The sequence below is a fragment of the Escherichia sp. WS1368 genome (assembly GCF_046487485.1).
Lineage (GTDB): Bacteria > Pseudomonadota > Gammaproteobacteria > Enterobacterales > Enterobacteriaceae > Escherichia > Escherichia coli.
Genome location: NZ_JBJQJI010000001.1, coordinates 948,703 through 962,096, shown reverse-complemented (window position 1 = coordinate 962,096; position 13,394 = coordinate 948,703). Strand labels below are relative to the sequence as shown.

The window sequence follows — 13,394 nt, the reverse complement described above, 5'->3', positions numbered from 1 at the left end:
TTCCCAATGCGTCAGTTCAGAATGGCGCACTCAAAACTACAATGTCGGGATTTTCGATGAAACGTGTTTCTCAAATGACCGCGCTGGCAATGGCTTTAGGGCTGGCTTGCGCTTCTTCGTGGGCCGCTGAACTGGCGAAGCCTCTTACACTTGACCAGCTTCAACAACAAAATGGCAAAGCGATAGATACTCGCCCCAGCGCGTTTTATAACGGCTGGCCACAAATCTTAAATGGCCCTTCTGGTCATGAGCCTGCCGCCTTAAACCTCTCTGCCAGCTGGCTCGACAAAATGAGCACCGAACAGCTTAACGCGTGGATCAAGCTACATAACCTGAAAGCCGATGCTCCGGTTGCGCTGTACGGTAATGACAAAGATGTCGATGCCGTCAAAACGCGTCTGCAAAAAGCAGGTTTTACGCATATCTCCATCCTGAGTGACGCGCTAAGTGAACCTTCCCGTCTGCAAAAACTGCCGCACTTTGAGCAGCTGGTTTATCCGCAATGGCTGCACGACCTGCAACAAGGTAAAGAGGTTACGGCGAAACCTGCCGGTGACTGGAAAGTCATTGAAGCGGCCTGGGGCGCTCCTAAGCTTTACCTTATCAGTCATATTCCCGGCGCTGACTACATCGATACCAACGAAGTGGAAAGCGAACCGCTGTGGAACAAAGTTTCTGATGAACAACTAAAAGCGATGCTGGCAAAACACGGCATTCGCCATGACACCACGGTCATTCTGTACGGGCGTGACGTATACGCTGCAGCGCGTGTGGCGCAGATAATGCTTTATGCCGGCGTGAAAGATGTCCGCCTGCTGGATGGCGGCTGGCAAACCTGGTCCGACGCGGGACTGCCTGTTGAGCGCGGAACGCCACCGAAAGTGAAAGCGGAACCGGATTTCGGCGTGAAGATCCCGGCACAACCGCAACTGATGCTTGATATGGAACAGGCGCGTGGACTGCTGCATCGCCAGGATGCATCGCTGGTGAGCATTCGTTCGTGGCCAGAATTTATCGGTACGACCAGCGGTTACAGCTATATTAAACCAAAAGGTGAAATAGCCGGAGCACGTTGGGGACACGCTGGTAGCGACTCGACGCATATGGAAGATTTCCATAACCCGGATGGCACCATGCGTAGCGCCGATGATATTACCGCTATGTGGAAAGCATGGAATATCAAGCCAGATCAGCAAGTTTCATTCTACTGCGGCACCGGCTGGCGCGCATCCGAAACCTTTATGTACGCACGAGCAATGGGCTGGAATAACGTCTCCGTTTACGACGGCGGCTGGTACGAATGGAGCAGCGATCCAAAAAATCCGGTTGCAACCGGTGAACGCGGCCCGGACAGCAGCAAATAACATTGCAATTACTGACGCTGGAGCGACTTCAGCGTCAGATACCCACTCCACACCCGCGTAAAGGTCGTCATCCAGCACAACGCACCGAAGATCCACGCAAACCACACAAACCATGCAGGGAATAAACATCCCAGCACAAACAGTAAGATCGTTTCAGTGCCTTCGGTTAATCCCCCCAGATAGTAAAACGACTTATGTGCATAACCGGGGTTATCAATCTGATGTTTTGCTGCCAGTGCAGCAAAGGCGAGAAAACTGCTGCCCGTACCGATAAACGCAAACAGCAGCCAGCCGCCTGCCAGCGCATTTTGCTCCGGTGCAGCAAGAATAAAACCAAACGGCACCAGCGCGTAAAAGAGAAAATCGAGAGAAATATCGAGAAAGCCGCCCGCGTCGGTAAGCCCTCTGCGCCGCGCCAGCGCACCGTCCAGACCATCAAGCAGCCTGTTTAACAAAATGACGACAAGCGCCGCCAGATACCAGCCCAGCGCCAGAAAAGGCAGTGCCAGCACACCGATGGCAAATCCCACTAATGTTAAACCATCTGGCGTGATGCCGGGTTTATCCAGCACCTTCACACACTGATGCAACAAAGGTTTAATTCGGGGATGAAGATGGCGGTCTAGCACAGGCACTCCTTAAATATAAAGCCTTTCTGATTGAGCAACAGTGCGGATATTATGGCATTTTTCGCTTATCTACCCGTGTGTAATTTATGAAAATGGTTGAAGTTGTTGCCGCCATCATCGAACGTGATGGCAAAATTTTACTCGCGCAACGCCCCGCCCATAGCGATCAGGCGGGATTATGGGAGTTTGCCGGTGGTAAAGTCGAGCCGGATGAAAGCCAGCGGCAGGCGCTGGTGCGTGAGTTACGCGAAGAACTGGGCATCGAAGCAGCTGTGGGTGAATATGTTGCCAGCCATCAGCGAGAAGTTTCGGGGCGGATTATCCATCTTCATGCCTGGCACGTACCCGACTTCCACGGGACGTTACAGGCACATGAACATCAGGCGCTGGTCTGGTGCTCACCTGAAGAGGCGCTGCAATATCCGCTGGCCCCTGCTGACATTCCATTATTAGAGGCGTTTATGGCTTTACGCGCCGCCAGACCAGCGGATTAGTGCTAAGGGTTTTGTCATCACGCTGGCATTGCAGCAGTATTCCTTCGGCTTTAATTACCGCCCCTTCAGAATAATTTTGATCCTGATAAACGCAGCACTGAGTACAGGGCTGCGCTGACTGCCCGCCTGAACTGAACACTTCTGGCGGTACGTTTACCTCCACGTCCGGACGATAATGCGGGTTAGCCAGTGCAATTAATGGAAATGCTAATACTACGGCGAACAATGCTCGACTCACAGGGAACTCCTTAACGTTATTGTCTCTGCTACTGATAACGGTAGCCGGGTGGCAAAACTTTAGCGTCTGAGTTATCGCATTTGGTTATGAGATTACTCTCGTTATTAATTTGCTTTCCTGGGTCATTTTTTTCTTGCTTACCGTCACATTCTTGATGGTATAGTCGAAAACTGCAAAAGCACATGACATAAACAACATAAGCACAATCGTATTAATATATAAGGGTTTTATATCTATGGATCAGACATATTCTCTGGAGTCATTCCTCAACCATGTCCAAAAGCGCGACCCGAATCAAACCGAGTTCGCGCAAGCCGTTCGTGAAGTAATGACCACACTCTGGCCTTTTCTTGAACAAAATCCAAAATATCGCCAGATGTCATTACTGGAGCGTCTGGTTGAACCGGAGCGCGTGATCCAGTTTCGCGTGGTATGGGTTGATGATCGCAACCAGGTACAGGTCAACCGTGCATGGCGTGTGCAGTTCAGCTCTGCCATCGGCCCGTACAAAGGCGGTATGCGCTTCCATCCGTCAGTTAACCTTTCCATTCTCAAATTCCTCGGCTTCGAACAAACCTTCAAAAATGCCCTGACTACTCTGCCGATGGGCGGTGGTAAAGGCGGCAGCGATTTCGATCCGAAAGGAAAAAGCGAAGGTGAAGTGATGCGTTTTTGCCAGGCGCTGATGACTGAACTGTATCGCCACCTGGGCGCGGATACCGACGTTCCGGCAGGTGATATCGGGGTTGGTGGTCGTGAAGTCGGCTTTATGGCGGGGATGATGAAAAAGCTCTCCAACAATACCGCCTGCGTCTTCACCGGTAAGGGCCTTTCATTTGGCGGCAGTCTTATTCGCCCGGAAGCTACCGGCTACGGTCTGGTTTATTTCACAGAAGCAATGCTAAAACGCCACGGTATGGGTTTTGAAGGAATGCGCGTTTCCGTTTCTGGCTCCGGCAACGTCGCCCAGTACGCTATCGAAAAAGCGATGGAATTTGGTGCTCGTGTGATCACTGCGTCAGACTCCAGTGGCACTGTAGTTGATGAAAGCGGATTCACGAAAGAGAAACTGGCGCGTCTTATCGAAATCAAAGCCAGCCGCGATGGTCGAGTGGCAGATTACGCCAAAGAATTTGGTCTGGTCTATCTCGAAGGCCAACAGCCGTGGTCTGTACCAGTTGATATCGCCCTGCCTTGCGCCACCCAGAACGAACTGGATGTTGACGCCGCGCATCAGCTTATCGCCAATGGCGTTAAAGCCGTCGCCGAAGGGGCAAATATGCCGACCACCATCGAAGCGACTGAACTGTTCCAGCAGGCAGGCGTACTGTTTGCACCGGGTAAAGCGGCTAATGCTGGCGGTGTAGCAACATCGGGCCTGGAAATGGCGCAAAACGCTGCGCGCCTGGGCTGGAAAGCCGAGAAAGTTGACGCACGTTTGCATCACATCATGCTGGATATCCACCATGCCTGTGTTGAGCATGGTGGTGAAGGTGAGCAAACCAACTACGTGCAGGGCGCGAACATTGCCGGTTTTGTGAAGGTTGCGGATGCGATGTTAAGCCAGGGCGTGATTTAAGACAATTGTGCCGGATACAGCGCAAACGCCTAATCCGGCCATAAAAATCTTCAGTATCAGATGGTTGAAAGAACCTTTATGTTATCACTCCATTGCCCGCCTCTTCTGATGGCGGGCTTTTTTTCGGCGCTCTCTTGCGTGGCGAATCCTTTTTCTTCCCTTCTCCACCGCCGGGAGCCATTATTCCCCGAAACTGCCTTACCGACGTGCGCTTTGCCTGATCAATCAACTGGTACAATGTCCCCACCAGCGGTTGCATAAAGTCCTGGTAGCGACACTGCTTTTCGCTGATTTGCGTCAGCACCGATTCCCAGTGCGCGGTCATGTCCGGTCGCGTCGCCATCTCTGGCAGCGAATGGAATAATGCTTTTCCGGCGTCGGTGGAGTGGATATAGCGCCCTTTTTTGGTCAGGAAGCCTCGCTTGAACAGCAGTTCAATAATCCCGGCGCGAGTCGCTTCTGTCCCCAGACCATCGGTCGCACGAAGGATCTTTTTCAGATCTTTGTCCTGCACAAAACGTGCTATCCCGGTCATCGCCGAAAGCAGTGTTGCATCGGTAAAATGACGCGGCGGCTGGGTTTGCCGCTCTACCACTTCACCTTTTTCACACAGCAACTCATCGCCTTTCGCCACCACAGGCAATGGCGTACCGTCGTTTTCTTCATCGCGCTCTTTGCTGCCTAACAGCGTGCGCCAGCCTGCTTCAGCAAGAAAACGCGCTTTAGCGACAAATTTGCCTTTGGCAATATCCAGTTCGATAACACACTTGCGGAACACCGCATCCGGGCAGAACTGCATCAAATACTGACGGGCAATCAGGTTATAGACCTTCGCTTCGTTCTCCGTCAGGTTGATCGCAGAACTCCGTGCGGTCGGGATGATGGCGTGGTGCGCATCGACCTTTTTGTCATCCCAGCAGCGGTTGCGTATATCTGGATCGACCACTGGCTGCGGTAACAAGTCCGGTGCATGAACGCTGATGGCATTCATCACTGCGTGGCGTCCGGCAAAATGCTCTTCCGGCAGATAGCGACAATCGGAACGCGGATAAGTGATTAGCTTGTGCGTTTCGTACAACTTCTGGCAGATATCAAGCACGTTCTGCGCACTCAGACCAAAGCGTTTTGCCGCTTCAATCTGCAACGCCGAAAGCGAAAACGGCAGCGGTGCGGATTCTGATTCCCGTTTATCGTTATAGCTGGTGACAATAGCCGGTTGGCCGCTGATGCGGTTGACCACATGCTCCGCCAGCGGACGATGTAACAAGCGCCCTTCTTCATCCTGATAAGGTTCACACGCTTCGCTCGGTTGCCAGATAGCGGTAAACCGCTCATCGGCAGGTGTCACGATATGCGCTTTGACTTCAAAGAAATCTTTCGCCACGAAGTTTTCAATCTCTTCGTCGCGGCGCACCACCAGTCCGAGTACGGGCGTCTGCACGCGTCCCACGGAAAGTACGCCCTGATAACCCGCATTGCGACCGAGAATGGTGTAAGCGCGGGTCATATTGATGCCGTACAGCCAGTCGGCTCGGGCTCGCGCCAGTGCAGAAACGCACAACGGCACAAACTCACTGTTGGAACGAAGACGGTCGATCGCCCGCTCAACCGCCTGCGGGTTCAGGTCGTTTATCAAGCAACGCTGCACCTGCTGGCGCTTTTCCGGTGCCAGTTGCAGATAGTCCAGCACTTCATCCACCAGTAATTGCCCTTCGCGATCCGGGTCACCGGCGTGAACGATTTCGCTGGCTTCATGCAGGAAGCGTTTGATGACATTAAGTTGTTTGGTCACGGAGGGTCGGGGCTGTAATTGCCACTTTTCCGGGACAATCGGCAAATCAGCAAGATTCCAGCGCGCATAGCGGCTGTCGTAGGCGTCTGGCTGCGCCTGCTCAAGCAGGTGACCGATACACCAGGTCACCACCTGACCATTACCGCACTCGATAAAGCCATCGCCTTTCCGGTGCGGTTTGGGCAGGACATCAGCAATGGCGCGCGCCAGACTCGGTTTTTCGGCAATAAACAACCGCATTGAATTAACGGATCTCAACCATGGCACGACCGCCGCGCGCTGGCACCAGTTCGCCAATCGCCGTCAGTTCAATGCCAAACTCGGCGGCTGTAGCTTTGACCTCATTTTCTGCTTCCGGCATGACCGCCAGCAGCAGACCGCCAGAAGTTTGCGGATCGCACAGCAGATCGCGCACTTCACGCGGCATTTCACCCATCAGATGACCGTAGCTGGCAAAGTTACGTTCGGTGCCGCCAGGCACTGCGCCCAACTTAATGTACTCTTCAACCCCCGGCAGTTTCGGGATCGCTTCATAGTCGACGCGCGCCTGCACACCAGCACCCTGACACATTTCGCTTAAATGCCCCAGCAGACCAAAGCCCGTAACGTCGGTCATCGCTTTTACGCCTTCGATGTTGGCAAAGGACGCGCCTGCGATGTTCATCCGGCACATCACTTCCGTCGCCAGTCCCTGATGTTCTGGTTTCAGCAGTGATTTTTTCTCAGCCGTGGTAAGAACGCCGATCCCCAGCGGTTTCGTCAGGAACAGTTTGCATCCGGCTTGTGCGGTACTGTTTTTCTTCACCCGCTCGGTCGGTACGATCCCCGTTACCGCCAGACCAAAAATCGGCTCCGGCGCATCGATGGAGTGACCGCCAGCCAGCGCAATACCCGCCTGACGGCATGCATAGCGTCCACCTTCGGTTACTTCGCGGGCAATTTCCGGGGAAAGTTTGTTAATCGGCCAGCCGAGGATCGCAATCGCCATAATCGGTTTGCCCCCCATCGCGAAGATATCGCTGATGGCGTTAGTCGCCGCAATGCGGCCAAAATCGAAAGGATTATCAACGATCGGCATAAAGAAGTCGGTGGTACTGATAACGCTGGTGCCATTGCCCAGATCGTACACCGCCGCATCGTCGCGGGTTTCATTACCCACAAGCAAATTCGGATCAACAAACTTCGCCTGCTCACTGTGCAGGATGGTTTCCAACACTTTTGGGGAAATTTTACAGCCGCAACCAGCTCCGTGGCTGTATTGGGTCAAACGAATCGAGTTCTCGCTCATGGACATCTCCTGTCAATGCAATCCGGGTATGGTAACCCTCATTCCGTGAAGTGATAAGTGAGAGTGTCTGAATTCCTGCGCCTTTGCTCACAATCCAGACAGTTTCGCGACAATTATCAGAAATAAGTGACAAACGGCGTCGGGTCCGGGACGTTAATCGACGTAGATGCTTTCAGCTGCGGCGTACCAAGGTAGAGAAAACCGACAATTTTATCCTGCTCACGGCAACCGAATGCTTCACGCACTACCGGACTTTCAGTTAATGCGCCACTGCGCCAGATGCCGCCAAACCCCTGGGCAACTGCTGCCATTTGCATCGCCATGACCGCGCATCCCGCAGACATTTCCTGTTCCCAGCGCGGGACTTTATGATTTTCTTCGCATTTTGCCACCACCGTTATGATGAGCGGTGCGCGGTACGGCGCATTACGGGCTTTGTCGATGGCTTTGTCATCACTACCGCCAGCAATCGCCCCCTGCTCCAGAACGGCGCTGAAACGCTCGCGCCCTTCCCCTTCAATCACAAAAAAATGCCACGGTTGCATGGACTTATGGTCCGGCGCACGCATACCCGCACGCAGGATGTTTTGCAGTTGTTCACCCGTTGGCGCAGGTTCAGCCAGGCGGGAGGCGCTACGGCGATTGATCAATAGTTCGAGTGCATCCATTTGATTAACTCCTGTCGTGATATTTATTCACAAAATTAACACGAGAGTGGATTTTGTTACAGCCCAGTCCGCAATTCCTGCTGACAAGTGCCGGTTGGGTCATTACGATAACCACATCTATTGCGCCTGTGACAGGTGTGACCTTTAGTTGGGAGAATACATGCGAACCCTTTGGCGATTTATTGCCGGATTTTTTAAATGGACGTGGCGTCTGCTGAATTTCGTCCGTGAAATGGTACTTAACCTGTTCTTTATTTTTCTCGTACTGGTTGGTGTGGGGATTTGGATGCAGGTCAGTGGTGGTGATTCGAAAGAAACGGCCAGTCGTGGCGCACTGCTGCTGGACATTTCTGGTGTGATCGTCGATAAACCCGACAGTTCTCAGCGGTTTAGTAAATTAAGCCGCCAACTGCTTGGTGCCAGTTCCGATCGTCTGCAGGAAAACTCACTGTTTGATATCGTCAATACCATTCGCCAGGCGAAGGATGACCGCAATATCACCGGTATCGTGATGGATCTGAAAAACTTCGCAGGTGGCGACCAGCCGTCTATGCAGTACATCGGCAAAGCTCTGAAAGAGTTTCGTGACAGCGGGAAACCGGTTTATGCCGTTGGCGAGAACTACAGCCAGGGGCAATATTATCTCGCCAGTTTCGCCAATAAAATTTGGCTGTCACCGCAAGGCGTGGTGGATCTGCACGGCTTTGCCACCAACGGTCTGTACTACAAATCGTTGCTGGATAAGCTGAAAGTTTCCACCCATGTGTTCCGCGTGGGTACGTATAAATCTGCCGTTGAACCGTTTATTCGTGATGATATGTCGCCTGCAGCCCGCGAAGCTGACAGCCGCTGGATTGGTGAGCTGTGGCAAAACTATCTGAATACTGTTGCCGCTAACCGGCAGATCCCTGCTCAGCAGGTATTCCCTGGCGCGCAAGGGGTGCTTGAGGGTTTAACCAAAACCGGTGGCGATACCGCGAAATATGCGCTGGAAAACAAGCTGGTCGATGCACTGGCATCGAGTGCCGAAATCGAAAAAACTCTGACCAAAGAGTTCGGCTGGAGTAAAACTGATAAAAATTATCGCGCCATCAGTTATTACGATTACGCATTGAAAACGCCGGCAGATACCGGTGACAGTATCGGTGTCGTCTTCGCTAATGGCGCAATTATGGATGGCGAGGAAACTCAGGGGAATGTTGGCGGTGATACCACTGCGGCACAAATCCGCGACGCTCGCCTTGACCCGAAAGTGAAAGCGATTGTCCTGCGTGTTAATAGCCCAGGCGGCAGCGTTACCGCGTCTGAAGTGATTCGCGCTGAACTGGCAGCAGCCCGGGCAGCGGGTAAGCCTGTGGTTGTATCGATGGGTGGCATGGCAGCATCTGGTGGTTACTGGATTTCCACGCCAGCTAATTACATTGTGGCTAACCCCAGCACCCTGACCGGTTCTATCGGTATCTTCGGCGTGATCACCACCGTAGAAAATAGTCTGGATTCGATTGGTGTTCATACTGATGGTGTCTCAACTTCACCGCTGGCGGATGTTTCTATCACCAGGGCACTGCCGCCGGAAGCGCAGCAGATGATGCAGTTAAGCATTGAGAATGGCTATAAACGCTTTATCACGCTGGTTGCTGATGCGCGTCATTCGACGCCGGAGCAGATTGATAAAATCGCCCAGGGCCACGTCTGGACCGGTCAGGATGCAAAAGCTAACGGGCTGGTCGATAGTCTCGGGGATTTCGATGATGCGGTCGCCAAAGCAGCAGAGCTGGCAAAAGTGAAACAGTGGCATCTGGAATACTACGTTGATGAACCGACCTTCTTCGACAAAGTGATGGACAACATGTCTGGTTCTGTCCGGGCAATGTTGCCAGATGCGTTCCAGGCCATGTTACCTGCACCGCTGGCCTCGGTAGCCTCTACCGTTAAAAGTGAAAGCGACAAGCTGGCCGCGTTTAACGACCCACAAAACCGTTATGCGTTTTGCCTGACCTGCGCCAACGTGCGTTAAGTCTTGTACTGAGTGGCCGACAGATCGTCGGCCACATTTTTTTACCTCGACGAATCCTCTTCCCGCTGTCTCGCCCCATATTTCCTTATCCGCATAGTATCAGGTGCGCTCCCCCTGCCTCACGTATATACTTTTGCTCTTTCGATATCATTCATATCAATATCATGCAAAAGAAATCAATTTACGTCGCCTACACGGGCGGGACCATCGGGATGCAGCGTTCCGAGCAGGGTTATATTCCGGTGTCAGGTCATCTACAGCGCCAACTGGCGCTGATGCCGGAATTCCATCGCCCGGAGATGCCAGATTTCACCATTCATGAATATACGCCGCTGATGGACTCTTCAGATATGACGCCAGAAGACTGGCAGCATATTGCTGAAGATATTAAAGCGCATTATGACGACTATGATGGTTTTGTCATTCTGCACGGCACCGACACGATGGCGTATACCGCCTCTGCGCTGTCGTTCATGCTCGAGAATCTCGGTAAACCGGTCATTGTGACAGGGTCACAAATCCCGCTAGCTGAGTTACGCTCTGACGGACAAATTAATCTGCTGAATGCGTTGTACGTTGCGGCGAATTATCCTATCAACGAAGTAACTCTCTTTTTTAATAATCGACTTTATCGTGGCAACCGTACCACCAAAGCCCATGCCGATGGTTTTGATGCGTTTGCCTCTCCAAACCTTCCTCCGTTACTGGAAGCAGGTATCCATATTCGTCGTTTGAATACGCCACCCGCCCCGCACGGTGAAGGGGAATTGATCGTTCATCCAATCACCCCACAACCGATTGGCGTAGTGACGATTTATCCAGGGATTTCTGCTGACGTCGTGCGCAATTTTCTGCGCCAACCGGTGAAAGCATTGATTCTGCGCTCATATGGCGTGGGTAATGCGCCACAAAACAAAGCCTTCCTGCAGGAATTACAAGAAGCCAGCGATCGCGGTATTGTGGTGGTCAACCTGACACAATGTATGTCCGGTAAAGTGAACATGGGTGGTTATGCCACCGGTAACGCCCTCGCCCATGCCGGCGTTATTGGCGGTGCAGATATGACTGTAGAAGCCACACTAACCAAACTGCATTACCTGCTTAGCCAGGAACTGGATACTGAAACCATTCGCAAGGCCATGAGCCAAAACCTGCGCGGCGAACTGACGCCGGATGATTAAGGAGACTGCAATGCCCCCTCGCGCCCTGTTACTGGTCGATTTACAAAATGATTTCTGTGCTGGTGGCGCGCTCGCCGTGCCGGAAGGTGACAGTACGGTGGATGTCGCTAACCGCCTGATTGACTGGTGCCAGTCGCGCGGTGAAGCGGTTATCGCCAGTCAGGACTGGCACCCGGCGAATCACGGCAGTTTTGCCAGTCAGCACGGTGTAGAGCCTTATACGCCAGGCCAACTCGACGGTTTGCCACAAACCTTCTGGCCAGATCACTGTGTGCAGAACAGTGAAGGCGCACAATTACATCCGTTACTGAACCAAAAAGCGATCGCAGCGGTGTTCCATAAAGGCGAAAATCCTTTAGTTGACAGTTACAGTGCCTTTTTTGATAACGGCCGTCGGCAGAAAACCACGCTCGATGACTGGTTACGCGATCATGAAATCGATGAATTGATCATTATGGGCCTGGCTACTGACTATTGCGTGAAGTTTACCGTACTGGACGCGTTACAGTTAGGTTATAAGGTTAATGTGATTACCGATGGTTGTCGTGGTGTGAATATCCAGCCACAGGACAGTGCGCACGCGTTTATGGAGATGTCAGCAGCTGGGGCAACGCTATATACGCTGGCAGACTGGGAAGAGACGCAGGAGTAATTTTATGCTGGCCTACAATTCTGTACTGCCATTGTAGGCCAGATAAAACACGTCAGTGGTACATCTGGCAATTGACGCCATCAACGAAAGATTTAATTCACCTCAGAAATCTCTTCCAGCGACACCTTCCGCGTTTCGATGCCAAAAATGGAGAGAACCAGCGCACAGAGCACTAACATCACGCCAAGCACCATAAACACCGTGATTGACCCATAATGCGTTAATAGTGCCGCAACGCCATAAGGCGTGAAGACCGCGACGATCCGTCCGACGGCATTAACGAAACCCGAACCGCGCAAGCGTAAATGCGTTGGCCAGAGCTCCGGGATATAAACCGCCGACGCGAAGCAAACATACATGTATAAAAAGAAGATCATCACCAGGCCATAGATTAAAATCGCCCACTCTGTAGTCTGAATTGAATAGATATAGCCTAACACGGCAATAATAATAAGTAAGGCGGAGCCAAATAATCGACGAGGAAAATGATCAATAATTAATGCCGCAATAAATATTCCTACCGGAGCGCCAATCATAATAACAGCAGTCATTAATATTGATTTATCGACATCAATGCCGGAGTTAACAAATATGGTCGGTATCCATACGGTGATGGTATAAAGTGAAATATTCATTGCAATTAAAACAGTAATCGCGACTAATGTACGTCGTAACATTTCCCCTTTAAACAGCAGCCAGAAAGTACCATTGATTACGTTAGCCTTGCTGTTGCTCTGATTCAAAGTAAGCGGGGGTAAACGAACACTCTTCTCTCTTTCAATTTGCTGCTCTACTTCACGAAGTTGGCTTTCTGCACCTGCGATTTGTCCTTTCCCCGCCAACCATCGAGGCGACTCAATAAAGTATTTACCTGAGAGAAACCAGGCTAACAGTATGACAATACCACCCAGCAGAAACATTATCCGCCAACTAAAAAAAGCGATAACCACCACGCCTATCGCCGCAGACAACATGGGCGACCAGTTACCGACAAATGAGAGCCGCGCGGACCATTTTCCACGCACCGTCGCGGGGATAAACTCCGTAAACGAAGCATAGCCAACCATAATCAGCGCCCCCATTCCTGTGCCCATCAGGAAGCGAAAGAAGATGAGCCAGTACATATCAGGGACAAAAGCGGCCCCTGTTGCCGCAATACCGACGATGAGAAGATTTATGCGAAAAGCCCTGCGCCGCCCAAAATAATCACCGATGAACCCACCGGTAAGAGAGCCGATGAAATAACCAAACATTAATGCCGAGGTAAAGGCGGCATTGAGGAAATTATTTGACCATCCATTGCTTACCAGCTTTGCTAAAACAACATTGCCTGAATAACTCAAAAAACCCGTTAATAACAGACTAAAGCTTATAATACCAAATATACGATAATGAAACCGGGCCAAAGGCAAGCGGTCCAGTCTTGCGCCAATTTGATCATATTGTTCCATTAGGTGCCTCGGATTTGCTAAAAAGGTAGCAATTGCGGCAA

General features: G+C 51.8%; 12 protein-coding genes. 6 read left to right on the top strand and 6 right to left on the bottom strand.

Translation table 11 applies throughout. The features are described 5' to 3' along the window. Positions 1–56 precede the first annotated feature (56 nt). Entirely contained in the window at positions 57–1,364 is a 1,308-nt protein-coding gene (gene ynjE / locus ACJHYD_RS04690) for a thiosulfate sulfurtransferase YnjE (RefSeq protein ID WP_001328828.1), read from the top strand. A gap of 8 nt (positions 1,365–1,372) precedes the next feature. Here ynjE and ACJHYD_RS04685 read toward each other — a convergent pair whose 3' ends face one another. Further along, positions 1,373–1,993 carry a CDP-alcohol phosphatidyltransferase family protein gene (locus tag ACJHYD_RS04685; RefSeq protein ID WP_001445647.1) on the bottom strand — a complete coding sequence of 207 codons (621 nt, stop codon included), beginning with the start codon at positions 1,991–1,993 and terminating at the stop codon, positions 1,373–1,375. Between the two features lie 86 nt (positions 1,994–2,079). Between ACJHYD_RS04685 and nudG the strand changes: the two genes are divergently transcribed. Continuing rightward, complete coding sequence (gene nudG / locus ACJHYD_RS04680; protein WP_000784733.1) at positions 2,080–2,487, top strand: CTP pyrophosphohydrolase; 408 nt, start codon at positions 2,080–2,082, stop codon at positions 2,485–2,487. On the opposite strand, the gene ACJHYD_RS04675 is transcribed toward nudG, so the two are convergent. Further along, a complete protein-coding gene (locus ACJHYD_RS04675; protein WP_000085240.1) occupies positions 2,453–2,725 on the bottom strand; it encodes a YnjH family protein in 273 nt (90 codons plus the stop codon). The two genes, nudG and ACJHYD_RS04675, sit on opposite strands and share 35 nt — an antisense overlap. 235 nt (positions 2,726–2,960) lie before the next feature. Between ACJHYD_RS04675 and gdhA the strand changes: the two genes are divergently transcribed. Beyond that, entirely contained in the window at positions 2,961–4,304 is a 1,344-nt protein-coding gene (gdhA, locus tag ACJHYD_RS04670; RefSeq protein ID WP_000373044.1) for an NADP-specific glutamate dehydrogenase, read from the top strand. 76 nt (positions 4,305–4,380) lie between these two features. Here gdhA and topB read toward each other — a convergent pair whose 3' ends face one another. From topB to ACJHYD_RS04655, 3 genes are all read right to left on the bottom strand, one after another. Further along, a complete protein-coding gene (topB, locus tag ACJHYD_RS04665; protein ID WP_001235805.1) occupies positions 4,381–6,336 on the bottom strand; it encodes a DNA topoisomerase III in 1,956 nt (651 codons plus the stop codon). Between the two features lie 4 nt (positions 6,337–6,340). Beyond that, positions 6,341–7,384, bottom strand: coding sequence for a selenide, water dikinase SelD (gene selD / locus ACJHYD_RS04660; protein ID WP_001295485.1), 1,044 nt, complete (start codon positions 7,382–7,384; stop codon positions 6,341–6,343). Between the two features lie 116 nt (positions 7,385–7,500). Continuing rightward, on the bottom strand, positions 7,501–8,052 hold the full coding sequence (locus ACJHYD_RS04655) for an NAD(P)H nitroreductase (RefSeq protein ID WP_000339297.1): 552 nt from the start codon (positions 8,050–8,052) through the stop codon (positions 7,501–7,503). Positions 8,053–8,212: 160 nt separating this feature from the next. Here ACJHYD_RS04655 and sppA point away from each other — a divergent pair, with 160 nt between their 5' ends. From sppA to pncA, 3 genes are all read left to right on the top strand, one after another. Next, complete coding sequence (gene sppA, locus ACJHYD_RS04650; protein ID WP_001259841.1) at positions 8,213–10,069, top strand: signal peptide peptidase SppA; 1,857 nt, start codon at positions 8,213–8,215, stop codon at positions 10,067–10,069. Between the two features lie 164 nt (positions 10,070–10,233). Then, on the top strand, positions 10,234–11,250 hold the full coding sequence (gene ansA, locus ACJHYD_RS04645; RefSeq protein WP_001170162.1) for an asparaginase: 1,017 nt from the start codon (positions 10,234–10,236) through the stop codon (positions 11,248–11,250). A 10-nt stretch (positions 11,251–11,260) separates the two neighbouring features. Next, positions 11,261–11,902, top strand: a complete 642-nt coding sequence (gene pncA, locus ACJHYD_RS04640; protein ID WP_001135079.1) for a bifunctional nicotinamidase/pyrazinamidase — start codon at positions 11,261–11,263, stop codon at positions 11,900–11,902. Positions 11,903–11,994: 92 nt separating this feature from the next. Here the strand turns inward: pncA and ACJHYD_RS04635 are convergent, their stop codons facing one another. Then, the gene (locus tag ACJHYD_RS04635) at positions 11,995–13,353 is read right to left on the bottom strand and encodes an MFS transporter (protein WP_000438821.1); all 1,359 of its coding nucleotides are present in this window, start codon (positions 13,351–13,353) and stop codon (positions 11,995–11,997) included. Positions 13,354–13,394: the final 41 nt, after the last annotated feature.